The sequence below is a fragment of the Micromonospora sp. USAFONa4 genome, from assembly GCF_057197825.1.
In genome coordinates, this window is record NZ_CM170072.1 from 5731498 (window position 1) to 5758477 (window position 26980).

Sequence of the window (26980 nt, forward strand, 5' to 3'; positions counted from 1 at the left end):
CGAGCTGTGTGTCCGGGCGCACATGGGCCGGCGACACATACTCACCGCCCGGCATGTGTGGCCGCCGAGCGCCCCGCGCGGCGTGTCGGCGCGCCCGGCGTGTCCCCGGCGGCGGGGTGTCGCCCGGCTCGGTAGGGTGTCGAACACACGTACTGCTGGCGGCTGGGGTCTCGCTGGCGGCTGGGGGAGGAGGCGGCGTGCGCGTGCTGGGCGTCGACCCGGGGCTGACCCGGTGCGGGGTCGGCGTGGTCGAGGGTGTGCCGGGGCGCCCCTGCACGCTGATCGCCTACTACGTCGTCCACACCGATCCGGACGACGACCTGGCGCTGCGCCTGCTGCACCTGGACCGTTCGCTCACCGACCTGGTCGCCGAGCACCGGCCCGACAGCGTCGCCGTCGAGCGGGTCTTCAGCCAGCACAACGTCCGCACCGTGATGGGCACCGCCCAGGCCAGCGGGATCGCCGTGCTCGCCGGCGCCCGCGCCGGGCTGCCCGTGCAGACCTACACGCCCAGCGAGGTGAAGGCCGCCGTGACCGGTTCCGGCCAGGCCGACAAGGCGCAGATGACCGCCATGGTCACCCGGCTGCTGCGGCTGGCCGAGCCGCCGAGGCCGGCGGACGCCGCCGACGCCCTGGCCCTGGCCATCTGTCACGTGTGGCGCGGCGGGACGCGTTCCAAGCTGGCCGCCGCGGCCGACCGGGTACGACGAGGAGGAGCCAGATGATCGCCAGCGTGCGCGGGGTGGTGACCGCGACCGGTCCGGACCACGCCGTGGTGGAGGTCGGCGGGGTGGGCCTGGCGGTGCAGTGCGCTCCGGGCACCCTCGCCGACCTGCGCATCGGCCAGCCCGCCCGGCTGGCCACCAGCCTGGTCGTCCGGGAGGATTCGCTCACCCTCTACGGCTTCGCCGACGACGACGCCAAGCAGCTGTTCGAGCTGCTCCAGACCGCCAGCGGCGTCGGCCCCCGGCTGGCCCAGGCCGTCCTCGCCGTGCACACCCCCGACGCGGTGCGCAAGGCGATCGCCAACGCCGACACCGCCGCGCTGACCCGGGTGCCCGGCATCGGCAAGAAGGGCGCGGAGCGCCTGGTCCTGGAGCTGCGCGACCGCGTCGGCCCGGTGCCGGTCGGCGCCGACGGCGCGGCCGGGGTCACCGGCGGGGCCTGGCCGGAGCAGGTCCGCCAGGCGCTGGTCGGGCTCGGCTGGACGGCCGGGCAGGCCGACCAGGCGGTGGCCGCCGTCGCGGAGACCATCGACGGTGCCGTGCCGCCGGTGCCGGTCCTGCTCAAGCAGGCCATCCGGCTGCTGGGCCGCACCCGGTGACGGGCTCCGACGGGGGGCTGGTCTCCGCCTACGTGCACGACGCCGACCTGGACGCGGAGGCCACGGTCCGGCCGAAGCGGCTGGAGGAGTTCATCGCCCAGCACCGGGTCCGCGACCAGCTCGACCTGCTGCTGCAGGGCGCGATGCGGCGCGGCTCCCCGCCCGACCACATCCTCCTCTCGGGGCCGCCCGGCCTGGGTAAGACCACCCTGGCCAACATCGTCGCCGCGGAGCTGGGCTCGGGCATCCGGGTGACCAGCGGCCCGGCGATCGAGCGCTCGGGCGACCTGGCCGCGATCCTGACCAGTCTCGCCGAGGGCGACGTGCTCTTCATCGACGAGATCCACCGGATCGCCAAGCCGGCCGAGGAGCTGCTCTACAGCGCGATGGAGGACTTCCGGGTCGACGTGATCGTCGGCAAGGGGCCGGGCGCGACGGCGATCCCGCTGGATGTCGAGCCGTTCACCCTGGTCGGCGCGACCACCCGCTCCGGCCTGCTCACCGGGCCGATGCGCGACCGGTTCGGCTTCGTCGCGCACCTCGACTTCTACTCGCCGGCCGACCTTGAGGTGCTGCTGCGCCGCTCGGCCCGGATCCTCGGCGTGCCGATCACCGACGACGGCGCCGCCGAGGTCGCCGGCCGCTCCCGGGGCACGCCCCGCATCGCCAACCGCCTGCTGCGCCGGGTCCGCGACTTCGCCGAGGTCCGGGCCGACGGCGTGGTCACCCTGGAGACCGCCCGGGCCGCACTGAAGGTGTACGACGTCGACGCGCTGGGCCTGGACCGGCTCGACCGGGCGGTGCTGACCGCGCTGGTCGACTCGTTCCGGGGCGGCCCGGTCGGCCTGTCCACGCTGGCCGTGGCGGTGGGTGAGCAGCCGGACACGGTGGAGGAGGTCTGCGAGCCGTTCCTGGTCCGGGCCGGTTTGCTGGCCCGTACGCCGCGCGGCCGGGTCGCCACGGAGGCCGCCTGGCGGCATCTGGGCCGTACGCCGCCGAATGGTACATTTGGCGCGAATGCTCCTGCGGTGCCCGATCTGTTCTCGACGGATGCCGATCAGCCGTGATGTGAACGTGATCTGTGCCGCATTCGGCGTTCCCAGGTGCAGGGATTAGACTCGCGCCGGTCTGTACAGGACGTGAGAATCCGCTTCCGCTCCGGCGCGCCCGCGCCGGGCCGGGGGCCAATGGGAAGGTCTTTCACCGTGCTTTACGCAGCAGAGGGCGGCGGGGGTGCCGGCAGCCTGACGCCGATCCTCATGATCGCTCTGCTCTTCGGCGTCATGTACTTCATGATGATCCGCCCCCAGCAGAAGCGCCGCCGTGAGGCGGAGTCCATGCAGTCCGCCCTCGCCCCCGGCGACGAGGTGGTCACCATCGGTGGCCTCTACGGCACGGTCACCGGCGTGGACGACGACACCGTCCTGCTCGAGGTCGCGCCCGGTGTGCAGACCCGCTACGCCCGTCCGGCCATCGCCCGGGTCGTCAGCCAGGCGGAGCGCCCGGCCGAGGAGTCGGTCGTCGAGGACGCGGACGTCGTCAAGGAGTGACTGTCGCTCCCGCCCCGCGCGGGATGGTGGTCGCCGGACTCCGGTGACGACTTTCCCCGACGGGGCAGCGGAGTCGACGTGAAAACTGGATAGTTGGGCCCGACGCCGGAAGCCGGCTCGTCCCGTTCCGCCCGGCGCCCCCGCGTCGAGCCCCGGAGCCGGATGCCGGCCTCCGACGCCGGCCCGTCGGACCCGCCGGCCGGACCGGCCGACACCCGCCGCACCAGCGGCGCGACCGTACAGGGAGACAGGACAGCCGTGGCACCACCTCAGGGACAGATGCGGCCCGGACGGCAACTGGCCGTGCTCGGGCTCATCTTCGTCGTCCTCTATCTTTTGGTGTTCTTCGCGGGCGGCGCCAGCGGCGGCCTGAAGGACAGGCTCGAGCCCAAGCTCGGCCTGGACCTCGTCGGCGGCACCCGGCTGACGCTGGAGGCGACCAACAGCGTCGACGGCCGGCCCCCCACGGCGGAGAACCTCGAAGAGGCCCGCCAGATCATCGAGAGCCGCGTCAACGCCTTCGGCGTCGCCGAGGCCGAGGTGGTCACCGAGGGCAACCGCAACATCGTGATCTCCCTGCCCGGCGAGAACCGCGACCTGACCGAGGTGGGCGACGCCGCCGAGCTGCGCTTCCGCAAGGTGCTCAAGGCCGCCGACGGCAGCGGCGCGGCCACCGCCCCGCCGCCCGCCGCCACCCCGACCCCGTCCGGCAGCGCGGCCCCGGCCCCGTCGGGCAGCGCGAAGCCCTCGGGCAGCGCCGCCCCGTCGGGCAGCGCCGCCCCGAAGGCGACCGCGTCGCCGAGTGGCGGCCAGGGCGGTATGGCCCCGGCCCCGAGCGCCAGCGCGTCGGCCGCACCGAGCGCCACCCCCTCGGCCGCCGCCCCGACGCCGAGCGCCAGCGGCGAGCCGGTGCCGCAGAGCATCGAGGAGCAGCGCAAGGCTGTCGAGCAGAAGGTCGGCGCCGCCGCCTGGGCGGCCGCGAGCGGTCTCCAGGCCCCGGCCGACCTGGCCGCCGACCCGTCGCTGGCGGAGAAGCTCAAGCCGTTCGCGGCTCTCGACCCGCGCGAGGTCGCGGTGCTGCCGGCGGCGGTGCAGTTCAACGTGCCGCAGATCAGCTGCGCCCAGCTCGACAAGCGCCCGCCGGCGTCGATCTCGGCCGCCGACCAGCAGGCGGTGGCATGCGAGGACGGCGTGGCGAAGTACCTGCTCGACCAGGCGAAGGTGCTGGGCACCGACGTCAAGGGCGCCAGCGCGGTGCTGGACCAGACCAGCCAGTGGGTGGTGAGCCTCGACTTCACGGGCGACGGCCAGACCAAGTGGACCAACCTGACCCGCGAGGCGTTCAACAACGAGGGACAGGCCTGCGACGCCACCGCCCTCGGCCAGGACGGCAAGTGCCGCGTCGCCGTCGTGCTGGACAACGAGATCGTCTCCTCGCCCGAGATCCAGGGCGTGCTGACGGGCAACTCGCAGATCACCGGCAACTTCACCCAGAAGGACGCCAGCGCCCTGGCCGGCCAGCTGCGCTACGGCGCGCTGCCGGTGACCTTCGAGGCGCAGGAGCAGCAGAACGTCACCGCCACCCTGGGTGCCAGCCACCTGCGGGCGGGTCTGCTCGCGGCGGGCATCGGCATGCTGCTGGTCATCGTCTACTCGTTCTTCTACTACCGCCTGCTCGGCTCGGTCATCTTCCTGAGCCTGGTCCTCTCGGCGCTGCTGGTCTTCGGCGCGCTGGTGGTGCTGGGCCGGCAGATCGGCTTCACCCTCACCCTCGCCGGCATCGCCGGCATGATCGTGTCACTGGGTGTGGCGGCGGACTCGTTCGTCATCTACTTCGAGCGGCTCAAGGACGAGATCCGCGAGGGGCGCAGTCCGCGCAGCGCGGTGCCGCGCGCCTGGATCCGGGCCCGCCGCACGATCATCTCGGCCAACGCGATCACGCTGATGTCGGCGGTGGTGCTCTACGTGGTCTCGGTCGGCACGGTGAAGGGCTTCGCGTTCGCCCTCGGCCTGGCCACGGTGCTGGACCTCGTCGTGGTGTTCCTCTTCCGGCACCCGATCATGACGATGTTCGCCCGCACCTCCGCGTTCCTGTCCCCGCGGGTCAGCGGCCTCGGCCGGGCGCTCCCGCCCCGGACGGCCGAGCCGGCCAAGCCCCGCAACCCGCGCGTCAAGGAGGCCTGAGATGGCAAAGAGTGGTCTCGCGAGCCGCCTCTACCGCGGCGAGGCCGGCCTCGACATCATCGGCCGGCGCAAGCTCTGGTTCGGCGTCGCGCTCGCGCTGATCCTGCTGTCGCTGCTCAGCTTCGGGCTGCGCGGCTTCAGCCTCGGCATCGAGTTCGCCGGCGGCAACTCGTTCCAGATCCCGGCCAGCGTCGGCACGCTGGAGCAGACCGAGTTGAAGGTGGAAGAGGCCCTGGGCACGGCCGGCGACGGCGCCCACGTGGTCACCACGCAGAAGGTCGGCGGCACCGGCGGCGACTTCTACGAGGTGCGCACCACGCAGCTGGACACCGAGCAGTCCAACGCCGTCAAGGACGAGATCGCCCGGGAGTTCGGCATCGACGCCGCCGCCATCAGCGGAAACCAGGTCAGCGAGGCGTGGGGCAGCCAGGTCACCTCCCGGGCGCTGCTCGGTCTGGTCATCTTCATCGCGGTCGTGATGATCTACCTGATCCTGCGCTTCGAGTGGCGGATGGCGGTCGCGGCCGTCGCCTCGCTGATCATGAACCTGGTCCTCACCGCCGGTATCTACTCGCTTGTCGGCTTCGAGGTCACCCCGTCGACGGTCATCGGCTTCCTCACGATCCTGGGCTTCGCGCTCTACGACGTGGTGGTGGTCTTCGACAAGGTGCAGGAGAACACGCGCGGCATCACCGCCAACAACAACCAGACGTACGGCGAGGCTGCCAACCTGGCGATCAACCAGAGCCTCATGCGGTCGCTGAACACGTCGGTGGTCGCGCTGCTGCCGGTCGGCGGTCTGCTCTTCATCGGTGCCGGCCTGCTCGGCGCGGGCACCCTGAAGGACCTCGGCCTGGTGCTCTTCGTCGGTATGGCGGTGGCGTTCCTGACCTCGATCCTGCTGGCCACGCCGCTGCTGGTGCTGCTCAAGAACTACGACCCGCGCATCCAGGCGCACAACAAGCGGGTGATGGCCCGCCGGGGCGCGATCGCCCGGGGCGAAGTCACCGGCAAGGGCACCGCCCCGCGTACCGACGAGTCCGACGACGAGCCGGTCGACCCGGAGTCGGCCGCGCTGGCCGGCGCGGCGCCGCGGGTGGGCGCCCGACCGGCCGGGAAGCGCCCGACCGGCGCCCGGAGCGGCCGACCCGCCGGCGGCGGTGGCAACCGGCCGGGTGGCGGCAAGCGGCGCTGACCCGGGCCGGGCAGACCCGGTAGGAACCGATCCGACGGCGTCCTTCATGCTGTGCGAGCAGCATGCAGGACGCCGTCGTCGTGAAGGGGAGCGGAACTGCCGTGACGGAGACCCACAGCACCGGGGTACGGGGAGACAGCGGCCCGGCCACCGCCGCGCTGGTCGCCAGCCGGGTGCTCGACGTGCCCGACTTCCCGAAGCCCGGCGTCATGTTCAAGGACCTGATGCCGCTGTTCGCCGACGGCGACACGTTCCGTCAGGTGATCGACGGGATCGTCGCGTACCACGGGCGGGAGTCGTTCGACGCCGTCGTCGGCATCGAGGCGCGCGGGTTCGTGGTCGCTGCCGCCATCGCGTACGCGACCGGGGTCGGCGTCGTGCCGGTGCGCAAGGCCGGCAAGCTGCCCCGGCCGGCCTACTCGGCCTCCTACGCCCTGGAGTACGGCGAGGCCACGCTGGAGGTGCACGAGGACGCCTTCACGGCCGGGCACCGGGTGCTGGTGGTCGACGACGTGCTCGCCACCGGCGGCACCGCCGAGGCGACGCTGGACCTGGTGGAGCGGGCCGGCGGGACCGTGGCCGGCTTCACCGTCCTGCTGGAGCTCGCCTTCCTCGGCGGCCGGGAGCGGCTGGCCCCGCGCCCGGTGCATGCCCTGTTGACCGTTTGACCCGCCGACCGTCGGGCGGACCCGGTGCGGACCGTCCGGCGGAGCGGCGGGGCACCGTGCGTGCGGGTAGCATTGCCCTTTGCTGACCGGGCGGGACCCGTCCGGGCGGCGCGAGACCAGGCCGGCCGGCGCACGGTCGGTGACTTCCCGGCGAGCGGTGAGGAGGCCGGTGTCCCACGATGTCGCCCCTCCGGTGGAGGGCACGGTGTACCCGACAGGCGACGCGGACGGCTCGGCGACCGCACCCGACGGTGACGCGCAGGCCCCGGAGGCGGGCCCCGGCGTGACCGTCCCGGCCGACCCCGTACGCCCCGACACGCCGGCGGCCACGGCCGGCGGCGCGGGCGCGGCGGCCGAGGGGGTCCTGCTCCCGTTCCCCGCCGACGTCGTCGGCGACCACATGCCGAGCGCCGGTTTCGCGCTCTCCACCGCGCCCACCGGCCGCAGGGTCCGGGCGCGGCTGGCGCGGTTCAACGCGCCGTGGCAGTCCTCGCAGGTCAGCGAGGTGCTGGAGCCGCTGATCTCGACCCACCGGGACGCCCACCCCAAGGCGGACGCGCGGCTGCTCCAGCGCGCCTTCGACACGGCGGCCCGCTGGCACTCCGGGCAGTACCGCAAGTCCGGCGACCCCTACATCACCCACCCGCTCGCGGTCGCCACGATCCTGGCCAACCTGGGCATGGACACCACCACCCTGGTCGCCGCGCTCCTGCACGACACGATCGAGGACACGGAATACACCCTCGACCAGATGCGGGCCGACTTCGGCGGCGAGGTGGCGCTGCTGGTCGACGGGGTGACCAAGCTCGACAAGGTCAAGCTGGGCGACGCGGCCAAGGCCGAGACGATCCGCAAGATGGTCGTCGCGATGGCCAAGGACCCGCGGGTGCTGGTGATCAAGCTGGCCGACCGGCTGCACAACATGCGGACCCTCACCTTCCTGCCCCGTCCGAAGCAGGAGCAGAAGGCGAAGGAGACGCTGGAGATCCTGGCCCCGCTGGCCCACCGGCTGGGTATGAACACGATCAAGTGGGAGCTGGAGGACCTGGCCTTCGGCACGCTCTTCCCGAAGCGCTACGAGGAGATCAACCGCCTCATCGGGGAGCACCAGCCGCAGCGCGAGGCGCTGCTGCGCCAGGTGACGCAGAAGGTGCAGACCGACCTGAAGGCCGCCAAGATCAAGGCGGAGACCACGGGGCGGCCGAAGCACCTCTACTCGATCTACCAGAAGATGATCGTGCGGGGTCGCGACTTCAACGACATCTACGACCTGGTCGGGGTGCGGATCCTGGTCGACACGGTGCGGGACTGCTACGCGGCGCTGGGCGTGATCCACGCCAACTGGCAGCCGGTGCCGGGCCGGTTCAAGGACTACATCGCGATGCCCAAGTTCAACATGTACCAGTCGCTGCACACGACGGTCATCGGGCCCACCGGCAAGCCGGTGGAGATGCAGATCCGCACGTACGCGATGCACCGCACCGCGGAGTTCGGCATCGCCGCGCACTGGAAGTACAAGGAGCACAAGGGCACCCAGATCGTCGGCCCGCCCGCGCACATCGACGAGATGACGTGGCTGCGCCAGCTGCTGGACTGGCAGCGGGAGGCGGCCGACCCGAGCGAGTTCCTCGACGCGCTGCGCTTCGACCTGTCCAGCCAGGAGGTGTACGTCTTCACCCCGAAGGGTGACGTCATCCCGCTGCCGACCGGCTCGACGCCTGTGGACTTCGCGTACGCGGTGCACACCGAGGTCGGGCACAAGTGCATCGGGGCGCGGGTCAACGGCAAGCTGGTGCCGCTGGAGTCGACGCTGTCCAACGGCGACGTGATCGAGATCTTCACGTCGAAGTCCGACACGGCCGGCCCGACGCAGGACTGGCTGGGCTTCGTCAAGAGCCCGCGGGCGCGGACGAAGATCCGGCAGTACTTCAACAAGGAGCGGCGCGAGGAGGCGATCGAGGCCGGCAAGGACGCGATCGTCAAGGCGATGCGCAAGCAGGGCATGCCGTTGCAGCGGATGCTCACCTCCGACGCGCTGATGGCGATCGCCCGGGACCTGCACCTGGCCGACGTGGCCTCCCTCTACGCGGCGGTCGGCGACAGCCAGGTCTCCGCCCAGTCGGTGGTGCAGAAGCTGATGGCCGCGTACGGCGGCGAGGAGGGCGCGGCGGAGGACATCGCCGAAACCGCCGTCGCCACCCGTCCGCCCCGCAGCCGGCAGAGCAGCGCCGACCCGGGCGTGGTCGTACGCGGGGTCAGCGACGTGTGGATCAAGCTGGCGCGCTGCTGCACGCCGGTGCCGCCGGACTCGGTCTTCGGCTTCGTCACCCGCTCCGGCGGCGTGAGCGTGCACCGCGACGACTGCGCCAACGCCGAGGACCTGCGGGCGCAGGCCGAGCGGGTGGTCGAGGTGAGTTGGAAGCTCACCTCGGCGTCGACGTTCCTGGTCGCCATCCAGGTCGAGGCGCTGGACCGGCACAAGCTGCTCGCCGACGTGACCCGGGTGCTCTCCGAGGAGCGGGTGAACATCCTCTCCGCCACGGTCACCACCACCCGCGACCGGGTGGCGGTGAGCCGGTTCAGCTTCGAGATGGCGGACCCGAAGCACCTGGGCCACCTGCTGGCGGCGGTCCGCAAGGTGGACGGCGTCTTCGACGCCTACCGCGTCACCTCGGGCGCCTGACCCCGCCCGACCCTTCGCACGACGGCGCGCCCCGGCCCGGCACCGACAGAGCCGGGGCGCCCCGCTCTGCCGCCCCTGCGGCCCTCCCACCCGTCCCCACCCGCACCCCTGGCCCTCCGGGCACCCGTGCACCTCGGGCTTTCCTGCCCCTTGGTGATCATGAGGTTGGCGGCAGCCAGGGAGATCGAGATCGCCGCCAACCCCATGATCACCGAGAGCGGGCCGGGTGGTGGGCGGGGAGGGTGGGTCGGGTGGGAGAACGTGGGACAGGGAAGCGCCCGCCGGCATCGCCGGCGGGCGCTCGTCGTACGGCTGGCTGTGGGTCAGCCCTGGGGGGCGCTCATGGTGAGCTTGTTGATGGTGACTTCCTTCTTCGGGTGGCCGCCACCGGCCTGCTTCGCGAACGCCTTGTCGTCGCCCGCCGCCGCGACCTGCTTCACGAGGTCCATGCCGCCGGTGACGGTGCCCAGGACGGTGTAGTTCGGGTCCAGCGGCGAGTCACCGTAGACGATGAAGAACTGGCTGCCCGTGCTGCCCGGCTGGCCCGAGTTGGCCATCGCGATCACGCCCTCCGGGTACGGGGGCCGCTTGTCGGTGGGCAGGTTCTCCTCGGCGAGCCGGTAGCTCGGGCCGCCGGTGCCGTCGGTCTGGCGCCAGCCCTTGCCCGTCGCGCCGGGGTCACCGCACTGGAGCACCTTGATGCCCTCGGTCACCAGCCGGTGGCACTTGCTGTTGTCGAAGAAGTTCTTCTCCGCCAGGTGGGTGAAGCTGCCCGCGGTGCAGGGCACGGCCGACCGGTCGATCGTGGCGGTGATCGGGCCCAGGTTGGTGTCGATCGTCATCGTCTGGGTGCCCGTGGCCGACTGCTGCACGGGCGGCACCCCGACGTCCTTGATCTGCGGGGACCGCTGGTCGGCGGGGATCTCGGTCCAGGCGCACTGCACGTTGCCGGCACCCGGGCCGGCGGTGTCGGTCTTGTCGTCGTCCCCGCCGAGGGTGGTGACGAGCCAGACCGTGCCGGCGACGACGAGGACCAGGACCGAGGCGGCCCCCACGATCGCCTGGGTCTGCCGGCGCTTGCGGGCCCTGGCCGCGCGCTCGGCCATCTCCTTCTCGAGCCGGGCGCGCGCCGCCGCGCGCTGCCGCTCTCTGGTGGACGTCACGCCTGGATCCTCCTGGGCTGTCGGGTGGCGCGGTCGGTGCCGCTGAGATGGGTGGGGCGGCCGGGTCAGCCGGCGCTCGGGCTGGCCGCCGGAGCGCCCGAAGCGGGCGGCGTCGGTGCCGAGGTCGCCTGCGCCACGGGCTCGCCGACGGTCAGGCTCTGCACGACCACGTCGTCGTCCTTGGGCTTGACCTTGGCCCCCGTCCCATTGTCCACGGTCGGCTTGGCACCGATCTTCGCCACCACGTCGATCCCACCGGTGACCCGGCCGATGATCGGATACTTCGGGTCGGCCGTGGTGAAGTCCTTGAAGAACATCAGGAACTGGCTGCCGTTGGCGCCCGGCGGGTTGGCGATCATCGCGACCGTGCCCTTCGGGTACGTCGCGGGTTGGCCGGCGGCGGGGCTGGCCGACGGTGACGGCGCGGTTGGCACGTTCTCGTCGTAGAACGAGTAGGTGGGCCCGCCGAGCCCGGTGCCGCTCGGGTCGCCGCAGCGCACCGCGCCCTCGGCGGTGATCTCGTGGCACTTGGTGTTGTCGTAGAACGACCGGCTGGACAGGTGGGCGATGCTCGCCGCCGCGCACGGGGCGCCGGCCAGGTCCAGCTCGACGGTGATCGGCGCACCCTGGTTGGTGGTGACCGTCATCGCACGTACGCCGTCGGTGGGCAGCCCCTCGGTGGCCGGGGTGCCGACGTCCTTGAGGTTGGTGTTCGCGGTGGCGTCCTGCGGCGTCCACAGGCAGACGTCCTCGGCGGCCGTGTTCTCCTTCGGCTCGTCGTCGAAGGCGCCCAGCGCCCACGCCGAGCCGCCCACGATCAGCGCGAGGACGACGGCGACGCCGACTCCGGCCTGGATCTGCCGACGACGCTTGACGGCGGCGGCCCGGCGGGCGAGTTGCCGGTCGAGCTTGGCGCGCGCCAGTTTGCGCTGCCGGTCCCTGCTGGAAGCCACCCGTGCTCCCCTTCCTCTACCCTGGTCGTCACCGGTGGTCGGGCGTCCTGCGCCCGTTCGGCGGCAGGTGCGCCACGCCACACGCCCGCCAGAGTGTACGGCTACCGGCTGGGAAAGTGGTGTACGAGGTCCGGGCCGGGTTTATCGGAACGCGTCACTGCGCCCGGCGGAGCCCCCGCGACGCACGCGATCGTCGCCGCACGCGGTGCCCGGGACGGGCACGATCGGGACCACGCGGGACGCCCCGGACGCACGCGCAGAACCTCCTCGCCCCGCCCGATAGGCTGCTGACAGGCAACCCACTCGACGGAAGGGGAGCGGACGTGCTCGTGGCCGGCTTTCCCGCGGACGCCTTCGGCACCAACTGCTACGTGGTCGCCGCCGCGCCGGGGGAGCAGTGCGTGGTGGTCGATCCCGGCATCGGGGTGCTCGACCGGCTCGACGCCCTGCTGGCCGAGCATCGGCTGCACCCGGCCGCCGTCCTGCTCACCCACGGCCACCTCGACCACACGTTCTCGGTGGCGCCGGTCTGCGGCGCGCGCGGCATCACCGCGTACGTGCACCCCGGCGACCGGGAGATGCTCGCCGACCCGGCCAAGGGGCTGTCGACGGAGCTCCGCTCGCTCTTCGGCGGGCGGCTGCCGTACACCGAGCCGGAGGACGTCGCCGAGCTGACCGACGGCGCCACGCTCGCCCTCGCCGGGTTGGAGATCACCGTCGACCACGCCCCGGGCCATACCGGCGGGTCGGTGCTCTTCCGACTGCCGGCCGCCGGCTCGTCGTGGGAGGCGGAGCAGCTCTGCCTCTCGGGCGACGTCCTGTTCGCCGGCTCCATCGGCCGCACCGACCTGCCGGGCGGCAGCATGACGAGGATGGTCACCAGCCTCCGGGACAAGATCCTCCCGCTGGCCGACGACACCGTCGTGCTGCCCGGCCACGGCCCCGCGACCACCATCGGCCGCGAGCGCGCGACCAACCCGTACCTCGTCGAGGTGGCGGGTGGCGGCGCGCGACCGGCGGCCCCCGCCCGCGGCCTCTGACCGGCCGCACGAGCCTTGTCACGCGGCCGGCGACGGCCGCACCGAGCCTTTGCCCGCGCTCGCACGCGGGACTGTGAACGGAGCCATCATGAGCAAGCCCACGCCCATCTCCGGCTTCCCGGAGTGGACGCCCGCGCAGCGGATGATCGAGCAGTACGTCCTCGACAGGATCCGCGACACCTTCGAGCTGTACGGTTTCGCCCCGCTGGAGACCCGCGCGGTGGAGCCGCTGGACCAGCTGTTGCGCAAGGGGGAGACCTCGAAGGAGGTCTACCTGATCCGGCGGCTCCAGGCCGACGCCGACGGCCCGACCGGCGACGACGCGCTCGGCCTGCACTTCGACCTGACCGTGCCGTTCGCCCGCTACGTGCTGGAGAACGCCGGCAAGCTCCAGTTCCCGTTCCGCCGCTACCAGATCCAGAAGGTGTGGCGGGGCGAGCGGCCGCAGGAGGGGCGCTACCGCGAGTTCCTCCAGGCCGACATCGACATCGTCGACCGCGACACCCTCGCCCCGCACCACGAGGCGGAGATGCCGCTGGTGATCGGCGACGCGCTGCGCTCGCTGCCGATCCCGCCGGTGAAGATCCAGGTCAACAACCGCAAGATCTGCGAGGGCTTCTACCGGGGCATCGGGCTGACCGACCCGGAGGCGGCCCTGCGCGCGGTGGACAAGCTCGACAAGATCGGCCCGGCGAGGGTGGCCGAGTTGCTGGCGCAGACGGCCGGGGCGAGCGAGGCGCAGGCCAAGGCGGTCCTGTCGCTGGCGGAGATCTCCGCCCCGGACGCCTCCTTCGCCGACGCCGTCCGCGCGCTGGGCGTCAGCGATCCGATGCTCGACGAGGGGGTCGAGGAGCTGGTCCGGGTCGTGGAGACGGCCGCCGCGCACTCGCCGGGGCTCTGCGTGGCCGACCTGCGCATCGCCCGTGGCCTGGACTACTACACGGGCACGGTCTACGAGACCCAGATGATCGGCTACGAGCGGTTCGGCTCGATCTGCTCCGGCGGCCGGTACGACAACCTGGCCAGCGCCGGCGCCACCCGCTTCCCGGGGGTGGGCATCTCGATCGGGGTGACCCGGCTGCTGGGGCTGCTCTTCGGCGCCGGCGCGCTGTCGGTGTCGCGGGACGTGCCGACCTGCGTCCTGGTCGCGGTGACCAGCGAGGAGCAGCGCGCCGCCAGCAACCGGGTGGCCGAGGCGCTGCGCTCGCGGGGCGTGCCGACCGAGGTGTCGCCGAGCGCGGCGAAGTTCGGCAAGCAGATCCGCTACGCCGAGCGGCGGGGCATCCCGTACGTCTGGTTCCCCGGGGTGGACGGCGCGGCCGACGAGGTGAAGGACATCCGTTCCGGCGAGCAGGCCGCCGCCGAGGCGGGGGAGTGGACGCCGCCCCGGGCGGACCTCAGGCCGCTGGTCAGCTGAGACATTACTGGCGCGTACGCGCGATCGGACCTACGGTGGCGTAAGTTACGCCACCGTAGGGAGATCGTCGTGACCGCACTCAGCCAGACCGCCCTGCTCCTCGAACTGGCACCCGTCGTCGAGAAGAACCTCGACCGGCACCTGGCCATCGCCAAGGAGTGGTTCCCGCACGAGTACGTGCCGTGGAGCGAGGGGCGTACCTTCGACGGGCCGCTGGGCGGCGAGGCGTGGGCGGAGAGCGACTCGACGATCCCCGACGTGGCCCGTACCGCGCTGATCGTCAACCTGCTGACCGAGGACAACCTGCCCTCGTACCACCACGAGATCGCCACCCTGTTCGGCCGAGACGGCGCCTGGGGCACGTGGGTGCACCGGTGGACCGCCGAGGAGGGTCGGCACGGCACCGCCATCCGCGACTACCTCACCGTCACCCGGGCGGTGGACCCGGTGGCGCTGGAGCGGGCCCGCATGACGCACATGACCGCGGGCTACGCCAACGTCCACGACGACGAGGTGCTGCACTCCCTGGCGTACGTCTCGTTCCAGGAGCTGGCCACCCGGATCTCGCACCGCAACACCGGTCGGGTCACCGGCGACCCGGCCTGTGAGGCGCTGCTGGCCCGGGTCGCGGCCGACGAGAACCTGCACATGGTCTTCTACCGCAACCTGCTGGCCGCCGCCTTCGAGCTGGCGCCGAGCCAGGCGATGCGGGCGGTCGCCGACGTGGTGGCCGACTTCCAGATGCCCGGCAACGGCATCGACGGCTTCGCCCGCAAGTCCGTGGCGATCGCCCTCGCGGGCATCTACGACCTGCGCCAGCACCGCGACGAGGTGGTGGCGCCGGTGCTGCGCCAGTGGGACGTCTTCAACGTGACGGGGCTCGACGCCGACGGCGAGGCCGCCCGCGACCAGATCGCCGCGCACCTCGACGACCTGGAGCGTGCCGCCGCCCGCTTCGAGGAGAAGCGCGACGCCCGCGCGGCCCGCCTGGCCGCCCGCTGACCCGCCCCCGGCCCTCGCCTCTCGCCTCGTCGATCATGCAGTTGTGGCGGGGGACGGAAGCCGCGAATCGCCAGTGTCCCGGCACCACAACCGCATGATCGACTACTCGGTGGGCGGAGGGTCCAGGGGGAAGAGGAGGCAGGTGGAGGTGGCGTGCGCGACCAGGCGCGACTTCGCGTCGAGCAGCTTCGCCTCCGCCAGGGCCGTGCGGCGACCGCTCTGCAGGACGGTGCCCTCGCAGCGCAGCGTGCCGCTCGCGACGGTGACCGGGCGCAGGAACTTCACGTTCAGGTCCAGCGAGGTGTAGCCGACCCCGGCCGGCAGGGTGGTGTGCACCGCGCACGCCGCGGCGGTGTCCAGCAGGGTGGAGATGACCCCGCCGTGCACGGTGCCCAGCGGGTTGTAGTGGAACTCCTGCGGGACGAGTTCGACGGCCACCCACCCCTCGTCGGCCTCCATCCGGGACATGTCGACCAGATGCATGATGGGCGGCGCCGCCAGTTCGCCGGCGATCATCGCGCGGAGCAGTTCCAGGCCGCCGCGCCGGCCGACGTGCGCGGCGTTGATGCCCGGGTCGGACCACGAGAAGGTGCGGCTGCGCGCCGGATCCTGCGTCTGTGTCATGGACCCAGCCTGGCAGCGCGTTGCTGAGTCTGTCAATCAGACCTAGCCTGGAGCGCATGAGACCCGCGGCACTGGACTGGTCGGTGGAGAACTGCACCATCGCCCGCGCGATGGAGATCCTCGGTGAGCGGTGGACCCTCGTGGTCCTGCGCGAGGTCTTCAACGGCGTCCGCCGCTTCGACGACATGCGGGTGCGCACCGGCGTGCCCCGGCAGGTGCTGGCCAACCGGCTGGCGATGCTGGTGGAGCGCGGCGTCCTGCGGCGCGAGCCCTACCGGGAGCCCGGCAGCCGGGAGCGCCACGAGTACCGGCTGACCGGGATGGGGCTGGACCTGTGGCCGGTGCTGGTCGCCGTCCTCGGCTGGGGGGACCGCTACCTGGCCGACCCGGAGGGCTCGCCGCTGACGGTCGCGCACCGCGACTGCGGCGCGGAGGTCCGCGTCGAGCTGCGCTGCGAGCGCGGGCACGAGGTCGACCGGCCGCGCGACGTGGTGCCGCGGCCGGGGCCCGGAGCGCGCCGCCGCGCCGGCTGACCGTCCGTCGGCGGGTGGATCGGCCCAGGGCCGCGACGCGTGCCGTCGGCGCCGGTCCGCCTGGTGACGTCACGAGGGCCGCCGGGGCGCGCGTACCGGATGGTGGGACGGTGGGCGAAGCATATAGACGTACGCCTGTGTCCGCGATGTTTCGGGTTGGTGACCGCAGCAGCCGGGGCGAAAAGGACAAAGCCGGGTCTTGCATACGAACTCAAGTATGTGAATACTTCAGTGTGCTCGGCCGGTACCCCCAGATCGGCAGGGCTGCTCCCGGCTCGTGTCGCCCCGGCGCGGGTCTGTCACCCCCTTCTGGAGGTTGTTGCATGCGACCCACGAGGTCCTCGCTCCGTCGTGCCGCCGTCGTCGCCGCGGCCGGCGCCATGGTCGCCGGCTCGCTGATCGGCGCGCCCGCCCAGGCCGCACCCTCGTTCGCTTCGCCCGACGCCGCCGCCGGCCTGGCCGAGCGCCTCGGCGACCGGTCCGCCGGCACGTACGCCGACGCCAACGGCAAGATGGTCGTCACCGTGACCGACGCGCTCGCCGCCCGGCAGGTCAGCGCCGCCGGCGCCACCCCGAAGATCGTCAAGCGCGGCGCCAGCGAGCTGGCCCGGGCCACCTCGGAGCTGGACCGCTCCGCCAAGATCCCCGGCACCGCGTGGTGGACCGACCCGGCCACCAACCAGGTCGTCGTCTCCGTCGACAGCACCGTCACCGGCGCCAAGCTGGAGCGCGTCAAGGCCGCCGCCGAGCGGATGAACGGCGCGATCCGGATCGAGGCCGAGGCCGGCGTGCTCGGCACCCGCATCTCCGGCGGCCAGGCCATCTACGCCGGTGGCGGCGGTCGCTGCTCGCTCGGCTTCAACGTCCGCAGCGGCAGCACCTACTACTTCCTGACCGCCGGGCACTGCACCAACATCTCGGCCAGCTGGTACAGCAACTCCGCCCAGACCAGCCTGCTGGGCAGCCGCACCGGCACCAGCTTCCCCGGCAACGACTACGGCATCGTGCGGCACAACAACTCCGCCAACGCCGCCGGCAACGTCTCCCTCTACAACGGCAGCTTCCGGGACATCACCGCCGCCGGCAACGCCTACGTCGGCCAGTCGGTGCAGCGCTCCGGCAGCACCACCGGCCTGCGCGGCGGCTCGGTGACCGCGCTCAACGCCACGGTGAACTACGCCGAGGGCTCGGTCTCCGGCCTGATCCGCACCAACGTCTGCGCCGAGCCGGGCGACAGCGGCGGCTCGCTGTTCAGCGGCACCATCGCCCTTGGTCTGACCTCCGGTGGTAGCGGCAACTGCCGCACCGGCGGCACGACCTACTTCCAGCCGGTCGGCGAGGCGCTGAGCCGCTACGGCGTCAGCATCTTCTGATCGATCGCACCGCAACGGGCCGCCGGGTGATCCCGGCGGCCCGTCCGCGTGCCCGGAACGGTTCGCCGGACTCAAGCGGGCGGGCCGGGGTACGTTCCGGTCGGTGAGCGCCTCCCCGCCCCCGCCCGCCGACGCCGTCACGTCCGCCTGGGCCCCGCTGCGGCTCGCCGCGTTCCGCAGCCTCTGGCTGGCGGTCCTGGCCAGCAACGTGGGCACCTGGATGCAGACCGTCGGCGCCCAGTGGCTGCTCGTCGAGGAGGCCAACGCCTCGACCCTGGTGTCGCTGGTGCAGACCGCCAGCATGCTGCCCGTACTGCTGCTCGCCCTGCCTGCCGGCGCGCTGGCGGACACCCTCGACCGCCGCCGGCTGCTGATCGGGGTGCAGTTCTTCCTGGCCACCGTCGGCGTACTGCTGACCGGCCTCACCGCCGCCGACCGGATGCCGCCGGCGCTGCTGCTCACCCTGACGTTCGCCCTCGGCGTCGGGCAGGCGCTGACCCTGCCGGCCTGGCAGGCGGTCATCCCCGAGCTGGTGCCCCGCTCCCAGCTCGTCTCGGCCTCGGCGCTCGGGTCGATCAGCGTGAACCTGGCCCGCGCGGTCGGCCCGGCGGTGGCCGGGGTGCTGGTCGCCCGGGCCGGCGTCGCCACCGTCTTCGCCGTCAACGCGGTGTCGTTCGCCGTCTTCGCGCTGGCGCTGCTGCGCTGGCGGCCGGAACGGGCCAGCGGCGACGACCTGCCGGAGCGGTTCACCGCCGCGCTGCGCGCCGGCGGCCGGTACGTGCGGCACTCGCCGGTGGTCCGCCGGATCCTGCTGCGCGCCGCACTGTTCGTGGTGCCGGGCAGCGCACTGTGGGCCCTGCTGCCCCTGGTCGCCAGCCGCCGCCTGCACCTGGGCGCGGGCGGGTACGGCGTGCTGCTCGCCGCGCTCGGCGTCGGTGCGGTGGCCGGTGCCCTCGTACTGCCCCGGATCCGGCTGGCGCTCACCACCAACCGGCTCCTGCTGCTGGCCGGCCTGGTCTACGCCGCCGTCCTGGTGGTGCTCGCCCTGGCGCCGGGCCCGGTGCCGGTCGCCCTGGCCCTGGTGCCCGCCGGCATGGCCTGGATGACAGTGCTGTCCAGTGTCAACGCCGCCATGCAGCTCTTCCTGCCCGGCTGGGTACGCGCCCGCGGCCTCTCCGTCTACCAGATGGTCTTCGCCGGCGGACAGGCGCTCGGTGCGGTCGCCTGGGGTGCCCTCGGCGAGCTGACCAGCCTCGTGGTGGCGCTCGCCGCGGCGGCCGGGACGATGGCGGTCGGCGCGGTGACCGTACCGCTCTGGCCGCTGCGCGAGACCCGGGGCCTCGACCGGGACCCGGCCGTCTGGTGGCCGGAGCCGCACCTGACGCTGCCCGCGGACCCACGCGGCGGGCCGGTGCTGGTGACCGTCTCCTACACGGTACCGCGGGAGCGGCAGGCGGAGTTCGTCGCGGCGATGCGCCTGGTGGGCAGGTCCCGACGGCGTACGGGGGCGATGCGCTGGGGCCTGTTCCGCCCGGGCGAACGGGAGGACGGCTTCGTCGAGGTCTACCAGGTGCCGTCGTGGGAGGAGCATCTGCGCCAGCACGGCGGCCGGCTCACCGGCGCCGACCGGGGCGTCGAGGAACGGGCCCGGGCGCTCACCGTCGGGGAGATCGTGGTGAACCATCTCCTGCCGGCCGATCCCCGGGACTGACCGCGTCGTGCCCCGGCCCGGATCGCCCGCCCGGGCATCCTGGAGAAACCGCCCGTCTCCGACGTACCGCCGCCGATCAGCGGGTGAGCGCGGCGTCGCCGAGCACGGCGAGGCCTTCGCCGAGGTTGCACTCGACGGTCAGCGTCAGCAGGTCGGCCCCCTCCACGGAGAAGGAGACCGTCTCCGCGGGGCGGGACATGGTGGTCGTGCGGCCCGGTCGGGGCTGCCGGGTCAAGGTGTCGTCGGGCTGCCGGATGGTCACCACGGCGCTGATCCGCACGGCGGACTCCGGGTCCTGGTCGGGCGGGTACCAGGCCCGGAAGGTGGCCGAGAAGTCGAGGTAGCGGCGCTTCAGCGGGTAGCTGACCGAGCGGGCGCGGTCCGCGCCGTCGTTGGTCGGGCAGGAGAGCAGCACCGGGTGCGGCAGGTCGGTCCGGCCGGCGAGCGCGCGCGGCAGCGGTCGCAGGTAACCGGCGCCGGTCTCGGGCGTCAGCGCGTCGAGGTACGTCCGGTTGGGGACGACGCTGGCGGTGGTGGCCGGGGTGCTGACCGGCGCGGTGCCGCTCGTGGTCACCAGCGACGGGCTCGGCGGCGGGGTGGGCCGGGGGTCCTGGTTCTGCCGGGGCCACTGCCAGGCGAGCACGGCGACGAGAAGGCTGGCCAGACCGATCGCCGCGCCGGTCTTCTCGCCGGGCGTCAGACCGCGCCGGCGGCGGGAGGAATCCGTGCCGGTTGACGGCTCGGTCATGGGGGTTCACCTGCGCAAGATCGAGGGGGCGGTTCATTATCCCGGCTCGGCGGTTACGTGGTGTCCCCGGCCGGTGACGGGTTGCTGACAGCGATCTTGCGTGGTTTCTGGGATAAATGCGCCCCGTGCCCGGCGGTTGCCCGGCAACAGGCATGGGCGGCGGCTGTTCGGCCATCCGACGTGAGGAGCCACGAGATGACCTCGGACCAGCAAGGCCCCCCGCCGCCGCCCGTCCAGGGCGGCCCGGCAGCACGAAACCGCGTGGTGGTGGCCGACTGTCCCTGGTGGTGGTCGGGGCCGCCGCGCTGGCGGTTCTCCTCGGCCTGCTGGCCACCGTGCTGTCGTTGCGGGCCCTCGACCAGGCCAACGACGCCCGGGACATCGCCCGGGCGGCCGGTGCGGGCCGGGTGGACGAGCGGCCGGGCTCCGGCGAGCCGGCGGGAACGTCGACCGCGCCGGCGCCGGCGACGACCGGGGCGGAACCGCCGCCACCGGAGCCGAGCGTCAGCGGGAGCGCCGAACCGTCCCTCGACCCGCGGGCCCCGGTCAAGGAGAAGTACGTCGACGAGCGCCTCACGCTGCGGGCCAGTTGCGGCAGCGACCTGGACATCGACCTGGACAAGCCCGAGGTGCGGGTCAGCAACGGCGAGGAGCTCCGGTTCACCTCCCGCTGCGGCGGCGACTCGTCGTACTTCAACCTGGCCAGCAGGGCGAGGGGCGCCCAGGTCGACGCCGCGGCGCTCAGCGCCGCCGACTGCGACGACCGGATCGCGAAGGGTGCCATCGGCACGGACATCAACGTTCCCGCCCGCAAGGGCGTGGTGTTGTGCGTCCGGACCTCCCTGAGCGACGCCCGGGAGCGCGGCGACACCTGGAAGATGGCGCTGGTGCAGGTCACCGACGTCAACGACGACGGGACGGTGGTGCTGACCGCGCGCGCCTGGGACATCGGGCTGTAGCGGGGGGAGGGATCTGCGTCGCCGGCCGGACCCCACCTCCCCTCACCCCGCAACGGCGGGCAGGGGAGGGCTGACAGAATGCCAGGGGTAACGGTGTACCGCAGATGAGGAGACGCGAGTCGTGATCCGTACCCATGACGCCGGCAGCCTGCGCGCGACGGACGCCGGCACCACGGTGACGCTCGCCGGGTGGGTGGCCCGCCGGCGCGACCACGGCGGCGTGATCTTCGTCGACCTGCGCGACGGGTCCGGCGTGGTCCAGGTGGTGTTCCGCGAGGAGGACGCGCACGCGCTGCGCAACGAGTTCTGCGTCCGCGTGACCGGCGAGGTGACCCGCCGTCCCGAGGGCAACGAGAACCCGGAGCTGCCGACCGGCGAGATCGAGGTGACCGCCGCCGAGCTGGAGGTGCTCTCCGAGGCGGCGCCGCTGCCCCTGCCCGTCGACGACCAGGTCGAGGCCGGTGACGACATCCGGCTGCGCTACCGCTACCTCGACCTGCGCCGCAGCGGCCCGGCGAAGGCGATGCGGCTGCGCTCGCGCGCCAACCAGCTCGCCCGCACCGTGCTGCACGAGCGGGACTTCCTGGAGATCGAGACCCCGACGCTGACCCGGTCCACGCCGGAAGGCGCCCGCGACTTCCTGGTGCCGGTGCGGTTGCAGCCCGGCAGCTGGTACGCGCTGCCGCAGTCGCCGCAGCTGTTCAAGCAGCTGCTGATGGTCGGCGGCATGGAGCGGTACTACCAGATCGCCCGCTGCTACCGCGACGAGGACTTCCGCGCCGACCGGCAGCCGGAGTTCACCCAGCTCGACATCGAGATGTCCTTCGTCACCGAGGACGACGTCATCGACCTCGGCGAGGCGATCGTCTCGGCGCTCTGGAAGGACCTGGCCGGCCACGAGATCTCCCGGCCGATCCCGCGCATCACCTGGCACGACGCGATGGCCCGCTACGGCTCCGACAAGCCCGACCTGCGCTACGGCGTCGAGCTGACCGAGCTGACCGACTACCTGCGCGGCACCGAGTTCCGGGTCTTCGCGGGCGCGATCGACGCGGGCGGCTACGTCGGCGCGGTCGTCATGCCCGGTGGCGCGGCGCAGAGCCGCAAGGAGCTCGACGGCTGGCAGGACTGGGCCAAGGCACGCGGCGCGCGCGGCCTCGCGTACGTGGTGCTCGACGCCGAGACCGGCGAGGCGCGGGGGCCGGTGGCGAAGAACCTCTCGGCCGAGCACCTGGGCGGGCTCGCCGACGCGGTCGGCGCGAAGCCGGGCGACGCCGTCTTCTTCGCCGCCAGCACGAACACCCGCGAGGCGCAGGAGCTGCTCGGCGCGGCCCGGATCGAGATCGCCAAGCGGGCCGGCCTGGTCGACGAGAGCGCCTGGGCGTTCTGCTGGGTGGTCGACGCGCCGATGTTCGAGCGTACGGACGAGGGCGGCTGGACGGCCGTGCACCACCCGTTCACCTCGCCGAACGCCGAGTGGGTCGACCGGTTCGAGGAGGCGCCGGACCGGGCGCTGGCGTACGCGTACGACATCGTCTGCAACGGCAACGAGATCGGTGGCGGCTCGATCCGTATCCACCGGGGCGACGTGCAGAAGCGGGTCTTCGAGCTGCTCGGCATCACCCCCGAGGAGGCGCAGGACAAGTTCGGCTTCCTGCTGGAGGCGTTCAAGTACGGCGCCCCGCCGCACGGCGGCATCGCGTTCGGTTGGGACCGGGTCTGCATGCTGCTCGCCGGCGCGGACTCGATCCGCGAGGTCATCGCCTTCCCGAAGACCCGGGGCGGTTTCGACCCGCTGACCGGCGCGCCCACGCCGATCACCGGCCAGCAGCGCACCGAGGCCGGCATCGACGCCAAGCCGAAGCCGGCGGCCGCCCCGCACACCGGCACGGCTGGCCCGGCCGCCCCGGTCTCCGACCCCACCTGACCCCACCCGCCTTCCCTGCGAGATCGAGCCGGGGCCTCCGCCCCGGCTCGCCCTCGTGTGTCGATCAAGAGGTTTGCGTCATGATCTGCCCCGACGACATGACGCAAACCTCTTGATCGTCCGTGGCAGGGAAGAGGGGAGGGGACGTACCACTCGGGCCGGGGCGAGTGCCGGGCGTCGAGACGCGCCGGCTCGACGTGACGGACCGGGCCGCCGTGCGCGAGCTGGTCGCCCGGGTCCGCCCCGAAGCCGTGGTCGGCACCCCCTACCGGTACGGCGACTGGGCGGTGACCGCCGACGGGGCCGCCCACGTCGCGTACGCCGCCGTCGAGGCGGGGGCGCGGCTCGTGCACGTGTCCAGCGACGCGGTGCACGCCGGCCGCTCGGAGCTGTACGCCGACGACGAGCCGCCCAGCCCGATCTTCCCGTACGGGGCCGCCAAGGCAGCGGCCGAGACCGCCGTCCGCGTCCTCGACCCGGGCGCGGCGCTGGTGCGTACCTCGCTGATCGTCGGGGAGGGGAGCAAGCAGATCCGGCTCTGCCGCCACGCGCTCGCCGGCCGGGCGAGCCTGTTCACCGACGAACTGCCTTGTCCGATCGACGTCACCGACCTGGCCGCCGCCGTGCTGGAGCTTCTCCGCACCGACCACGCCGGCCCGCTCAACGTGGCCGGTCCGGACGCGGTCAGCCGCGCGGAACTGGGCCTGCTGGTCGCCGCGCACTCCGGCATCGACCCGGCCGGCAGGAAGACCACCACCGGCGCCGCTGCCGGCGTGCTCCGCCCCGTGGAGGTGCGCCTCTCCACCCGCGCCGCCAGGCTGCTCGCCACCCGCCTGCGCGGGGTGCGCGAACTGCTCACCCGCTGACCCGCCCGGGAGCCGTGCCCGAGACGACCCGTGCGAATGCCGTCGTTGATGCACACTTCCTGTGCACAACTCTTGTGCACAGGAAGTGTGCACAGATATTGTGCAGGAATGGAGAATCCTTCGGCCGCCCGTGAGCCGGCTCGCGAGGTCCGGATCGACCACCGGCAGGTGCGGGTGCTGGCGCACCCGCTGCGGATGCGGCTGCTCGGTGCACTACGGATCAAGGGCCCGTCGACGGCCACCCGCCTCGCCGAGTTGCTCGGCACCAACACCGGGGCCACCAGCTATCACCTGCGTCAGCTCGCCGAGGTCGGCCTCGTCGTGGAGGATCCTGACCTCGGCACCGGGCGGCAGCGGTTCTGGCGTGCCGCGCACGACGTCACCAACTGGGAGCCCAGCGACTTCGACGACGACCCGGACGCCCGGGCGGCCATCGAGTGGATCGAAGGCGACCAGGTCCGGTACTTCGTCCAGCACGCCGAGCACTGGTTCGCCGTCCGCCACGGATACTCGCCGGCCTGGCGTGACGCCCTCGGCATGGGCGACATCTTCATGACCGTCCCGCCGGACCGGCTCGCGGCGCTCACGGCCGAGTTGTGGCGGGTCCTGGAGCGGTTCCACGGCGAGGCGGACCCGGCCGAGCCGGGTGCGGAGCAGGTGCAGATCTACCTCGCCGCCTTCCCGATGCTGGCGGACATGCGGCTCGCGGACCCGTTGTCCGAGGAGGACCGATGAGCGCCCTGTCCGTACGCCAGATCCGGCGTCGCTTTCTCGTGCTCTACGGCCTGCGCTGGCTGCCCGCCGGCCTGCTCATCCCGGTGATGATCCTGTTGATGCAGGAACGCGGCCTTTCGCTCTCCCAGATCGGCCTGGTCGCCACCGCGCAGGGTCTGATCGTCCTCGCGCTGGAACTGCCCACCGGCGGGTTCGCCGACGCACTCGGCCGCAAGCCCGTGCTGGTCACCGCCTGGGTGACCTGCGTGATCTCGCTCGCCGTCTTCGCGGTGGCCGACTCGTTCTGGCTCTTCTTCCTCTCCTGGGCCCTGCAGGGTGTCTACCGGGCGCTGGACAGTGGCCCGCTGGAGTCCTGGTACGTCGACGCCACCCTCGCCGCCGACCCGGAGGCCGAGTACGAGCCTGGCCTCGGCCACGCCGGCACCGTGATCGGCGTCGCCATCGGTGCCGGCGCGCTGCTCAGCGGCGGCCTGGTCGCGCTCGGCCCGATCGGGCCGGTGAGCGCGCTGACCCTGCCGGTGCTCGCCGCCATCGCCCTTCAGACGGTGGCGCTGGTCGCGCTGTTGATCCTGCTGGCGGAGACCCGATCGGCCAAGGGCGCCGGCGCGCTGCGCGCCTCGATCATCGAGGCACCCCGGATGGTGGGGCAGGCGTTCGGGCTGCTGCGCCGCTCCCGGGTGCTGCTGGCCCTGGTGGCCGTGGAGCTGTTCTGGGGCTTCGGCATGGTCACCTTCGAGTCGCTACTCCCGGTCCGCCTCGCGGAGGTCGTCGGCGACGCCGACCGGGCGGCGGCGCTGCTCGGCCCGGCCACCTCGGTGGCCTGGCTGGCGAACGCGGCCGGCGCCGCGCTGACCCCGCTGATGCTGCGCCGGCTGGGTGCCGCACCCAGCGCCGCGCTGCTGCGCGTCCTGCAGGGCGTCACGGTCGTCGGGATGGGCCTCTTCGCCGGCCCGGTCGGGGTGCTGATCGCCTTCCTGGCCTGCTACGCCGTCCACGGCGCGTCGAACCCGCTGCACATGGGGCTGCTGCACCGTCAGGTCGACGGTCCCTACCGGACCAGTGTCATCTCGCTGAACTCGATGATGTCCCAGCCGGCCGGAGCGCTCGGCGCCGTGGTCCTGACCGCCCTGGCCGACCGCACCAGCATCAGCCTCGCGATGTTCGTCGGTGCCGTGGTGCTGGCCGTCGCCGCCCCGCTCTACCTGCCCGCCTGGCGGGCCGAGCGGCGGAGGCGGTCGGGCCCGGTCGGGCACGACACCGCCGATCCCGTGCGGCCCGCGGATCGCGCCGCTGACATGGCCCTGACGAGCGGCAACGCCGATGGCGGTCGGGAAACGCCCGCCTGACTTCCGCCGGGGCGGCGGACGGTCGCCCCGGCGGCGCGGGCCGAGACCATGCCTGGGCCGCAAGGATGCACGAGCAACGGTCCCCGCGTTGCGGGCGGGGACGATGCAGGGGCGCAACGATGCGCGAGCGACGGTCCCCGCGCCGGCCCGGGCCGTGCCGCGCGTCTCAGGCCAGGTGCACCGAGCTGCGGGCCAGGGCGCCGGTGAAGCCGAGCCGCCGGTAGAGCCGGATCGCCCCGACGTTGACGCTGTAGACGCCGAGCGCCACCGTGTCGTGTCGGGCGAGCAGGGCCCGGGTCATGGCGGCGGTCAGCGCCGCGCCCAGCCCCCGTCCCCGCCGGTCGGGGGCGACGGCCAGTCCGGCGAGGAAGCCGATGTCGCCCCGGCTGCGGTCGGCGCCGCAGGCGACGATCCGGTCGCCGTCGCGGATGCCGTACCAGTCGACGATCCTCGGGTCGCCCGGTCGCGAGGTGGTGCTCGGGAACGCCTCGTCGATCAGGGCCGTCAGCGCGGGGTGGTCGGCCCCGGTGAGCCGGACCACCCGCTCCTCGTCGGGCTGGCGGGGCGGCGCGGCGGCGCTCCACAGGAAGTCCCACTCGTCGTGCCGGGCCACCGCCAGCCGGCCGGGCAGCGCCGCCGGGTCGAGCCGCGGCAGGTGCAGCCACTGGCCAGGCCGCAGCGCGCCCCGCGCGACCTGGTCGGCGAAGACCTCGACCGCCGGCCCGGGGGCGCCGATCGCGCCGCCGCGCGGGCCGTGCTCCGCCGGCAGCAGCCAGCCCACCGCGTCGTCGCGCCGCCAGCCGCGCGGCACCTCGTCGCGGGCGAGCGCGTGCCGGACGTACGGGTGGTGACCGGCGGCCGCCAGGATGGCATCCCGCCCCTCCAGGACCTGGTCGGCGCTGATCATGTCAGCAAGCCTAGGACGGTCTCCGGCCTCCTGCCGGCGGACCCCGGTCTCCTGCCGTCGCCGAAGCCGGCC

The 26980-nt window shown here is 73.1% G+C and carries 24 protein-coding genes; 19 read left to right on the forward strand and 5 right to left on the reverse strand.

Annotation, left to right across the window (positions count from 1 at the left end):
- Positions 1-197: 197 nt before the first annotated feature.
- The 8 genes from ruvC (at position 198) to AC0OO9_RS25300 (ending at position 9604) form a co-directional block, all read left to right on the forward strand.
- Positions 198-725: a crossover junction endodeoxyribonuclease RuvC gene (ruvC, locus tag AC0OO9_RS25265; RefSeq protein WP_132240119.1), complete on the forward strand. Its 528-nt coding sequence runs from the start codon at positions 198-200 to the stop codon at positions 723-725.
- Positions 722-1324, forward strand: coding sequence for a Holliday junction branch migration protein RuvA (ruvA, locus tag AC0OO9_RS25270; RefSeq protein ID WP_132240120.1), 603 nt, complete (start codon positions 722-724; stop codon positions 1322-1324). Before ruvC ends, ruvA begins: the two co-directional genes overlap by 4 nt.
- Entirely contained in the window at positions 1321-2391 is a 1071-nt protein-coding gene (gene ruvB, locus AC0OO9_RS25275; RefSeq protein WP_484512863.1) for a Holliday junction branch migration DNA helicase RuvB, read from the forward strand. Before ruvA ends, ruvB begins: the two co-directional genes overlap by 4 nt.
- Positions 2392-2529: 138 nt before the next feature.
- Positions 2530-2874 carry a preprotein translocase subunit YajC gene (gene yajC / locus AC0OO9_RS25280; RefSeq protein ID WP_484512864.1) on the forward strand — a complete coding sequence of 115 codons (345 nt, stop codon included), beginning with the start codon at positions 2530-2532 and terminating at the stop codon, positions 2872-2874.
- Positions 2875-3132: 258 nt separating this feature from the next.
- Positions 3133-5058, forward strand: coding sequence for a protein translocase subunit SecD (gene secD / locus AC0OO9_RS25285; RefSeq protein WP_484512866.1), 1926 nt, complete (start codon positions 3133-3135; stop codon positions 5056-5058).
- A gap of 1 nt (position 5059) precedes the next feature.
- The gene (secF, locus tag AC0OO9_RS25290) at positions 5060-6253 is read left to right on the forward strand and encodes a protein translocase subunit SecF (RefSeq protein WP_484512868.1); all 1194 of its coding nucleotides are present in this window, start codon (positions 5060-5062) and stop codon (positions 6251-6253) included.
- A gap of 101 nt (positions 6254-6354) precedes the next feature.
- Positions 6355-6921, forward strand: coding sequence for an adenine phosphoribosyltransferase (locus AC0OO9_RS25295; protein ID WP_357580789.1), 567 nt, complete (start codon positions 6355-6357; stop codon positions 6919-6921).
- A gap of 169 nt (positions 6922-7090) precedes the next feature.
- A complete protein-coding gene (locus AC0OO9_RS25300) occupies positions 7091-9604 on the forward strand; it encodes a RelA/SpoT family protein (RefSeq protein ID WP_484512870.1) in 2514 nt (837 codons plus the stop codon).
- A 323-nt stretch (positions 9605-9927) separates the two neighbouring features.
- On the opposite strand, the gene AC0OO9_RS25305 is transcribed toward AC0OO9_RS25300, so the two are convergent.
- Together AC0OO9_RS25305 and AC0OO9_RS25310 are read right to left on the reverse strand one after the other, a co-directional pair.
- The gene (locus AC0OO9_RS25305) at positions 9928-10767 is read right to left on the reverse strand and encodes a peptidylprolyl isomerase (RefSeq protein ID WP_484512872.1); all 840 of its coding nucleotides are present in this window, start codon (positions 10765-10767) and stop codon (positions 9928-9930) included.
- 65 nt (positions 10768-10832) lie between these two features.
- Positions 10833-11720: a peptidylprolyl isomerase gene (locus AC0OO9_RS25310; protein ID WP_132240126.1), complete on the reverse strand. Its 888-nt coding sequence runs from the start codon at positions 11718-11720 to the stop codon at positions 10833-10835.
- Between the two features lie 323 nt (positions 11721-12043).
- Between AC0OO9_RS25310 and AC0OO9_RS25315 the strand changes: the two genes are divergently transcribed.
- The 3 genes from AC0OO9_RS25315 to AC0OO9_RS25325 all read left to right on the forward strand — a co-directional run bounded on the left by AC0OO9_RS25315 (position 12044) and on the right by AC0OO9_RS25325 (position 15179).
- Entirely contained in the window at positions 12044-12760 is a 717-nt protein-coding gene (locus AC0OO9_RS25315; protein ID WP_484512875.1) for an MBL fold metallo-hydrolase, read from the forward strand.
- An 88-nt stretch (positions 12761-12848) separates the two neighbouring features.
- Positions 12849-14177 carry a histidine--tRNA ligase gene (gene hisS / locus AC0OO9_RS25320; RefSeq protein WP_484512877.1) on the forward strand — a complete coding sequence of 443 codons (1329 nt, stop codon included), beginning with the start codon at positions 12849-12851 and terminating at the stop codon, positions 14175-14177.
- 69 nt (positions 14178-14246) lie between these two features.
- A complete protein-coding gene (locus AC0OO9_RS25325) occupies positions 14247-15179 on the forward strand; it encodes an acyl-ACP desaturase (protein ID WP_484512879.1) in 933 nt (310 codons plus the stop codon).
- Positions 15180-15281: 102 nt separating this feature from the next.
- On the opposite strand, the gene AC0OO9_RS25330 is transcribed toward AC0OO9_RS25325, so the two are convergent.
- Positions 15282-15803, reverse strand: a complete 522-nt coding sequence (locus AC0OO9_RS25330; RefSeq protein ID WP_089001004.1) for a PaaI family thioesterase — start codon at positions 15801-15803, stop codon at positions 15282-15284.
- A gap of 56 nt (positions 15804-15859) precedes the next feature.
- Between AC0OO9_RS25330 and AC0OO9_RS25335 the strand changes: the two genes are divergently transcribed.
- From AC0OO9_RS25335 to AC0OO9_RS25345, 3 genes are all read left to right on the forward strand, one after another.
- On the forward strand, positions 15860-16336 hold the full coding sequence (locus tag AC0OO9_RS25335) for a winged helix-turn-helix transcriptional regulator (protein ID WP_421458241.1): 477 nt from the start codon (positions 15860-15862) through the stop codon (positions 16334-16336).
- A 323-nt stretch (positions 16337-16659) separates the two neighbouring features.
- Positions 16660-17709, forward strand: a complete 1050-nt coding sequence (locus AC0OO9_RS25340; RefSeq protein WP_484512882.1) for a S1 family peptidase — start codon at positions 16660-16662, stop codon at positions 17707-17709.
- A 103-nt stretch (positions 17710-17812) separates the two neighbouring features.
- Positions 17813-19420: an MFS transporter gene (locus AC0OO9_RS25345; protein ID WP_484512884.1), complete on the forward strand. Its 1608-nt coding sequence runs from the start codon at positions 17813-17815 to the stop codon at positions 19418-19420.
- 76 nt (positions 19421-19496) lie between these two features.
- Here the strand turns inward: AC0OO9_RS25345 and AC0OO9_RS25350 are convergent, their stop codons facing one another.
- A complete protein-coding gene (locus AC0OO9_RS25350) occupies positions 19497-20168 on the reverse strand; it encodes a hypothetical protein (protein ID WP_484512886.1) in 672 nt (223 codons plus the stop codon).
- A 284-nt stretch (positions 20169-20452) separates the two neighbouring features.
- On the opposite strand from AC0OO9_RS25350, the gene AC0OO9_RS25355 reads away from it, so the two are divergent.
- The 5 genes from AC0OO9_RS25355 (at position 20453) to AC0OO9_RS25375 (ending at position 26001) form a co-directional block, all read left to right on the forward strand.
- Entirely contained in the window at positions 20453-21127 is a 675-nt protein-coding gene (locus AC0OO9_RS25355; protein ID WP_484512888.1) for a hypothetical protein, read from the forward strand.
- A gap of 121 nt (positions 21128-21248) precedes the next feature.
- Positions 21249-23054: an aspartate--tRNA ligase gene (gene aspS, locus AC0OO9_RS25360; RefSeq protein WP_484512890.1), complete on the forward strand. Its 1806-nt coding sequence runs from the start codon at positions 21249-21251 to the stop codon at positions 23052-23054.
- A gap of 167 nt (positions 23055-23221) precedes the next feature.
- Positions 23222-23920: a sugar nucleotide-binding protein gene (locus AC0OO9_RS25365; RefSeq protein WP_484512892.1), complete on the forward strand. Its 699-nt coding sequence runs from the start codon at positions 23222-23224 to the stop codon at positions 23918-23920.
- A 108-nt stretch (positions 23921-24028) separates the two neighbouring features.
- Positions 24029-24655 (forward strand): helix-turn-helix domain-containing protein, encoded by a 627-nt coding sequence (locus tag AC0OO9_RS25370; protein ID WP_357719067.1) that lies wholly within the window; start codon positions 24029-24031, stop codon positions 24653-24655.
- Positions 24652-26001: an MFS transporter gene (locus tag AC0OO9_RS25375; protein WP_484512895.1), complete on the forward strand. Its 1350-nt coding sequence runs from the start codon at positions 24652-24654 to the stop codon at positions 25999-26001. The genes AC0OO9_RS25370 and AC0OO9_RS25375 overlap by 4 nt, the downstream gene beginning before the upstream one ends.
- A gap of 166 nt (positions 26002-26167) precedes the next feature.
- Here the strand turns inward: AC0OO9_RS25375 and AC0OO9_RS25380 are convergent, their stop codons facing one another.
- Positions 26168-26908: a GNAT family N-acetyltransferase gene (locus tag AC0OO9_RS25380; protein ID WP_484512898.1), complete on the reverse strand. Its 741-nt coding sequence runs from the start codon at positions 26906-26908 to the stop codon at positions 26168-26170.
- Positions 26909-26980 lie beyond the last annotated feature (72 nt).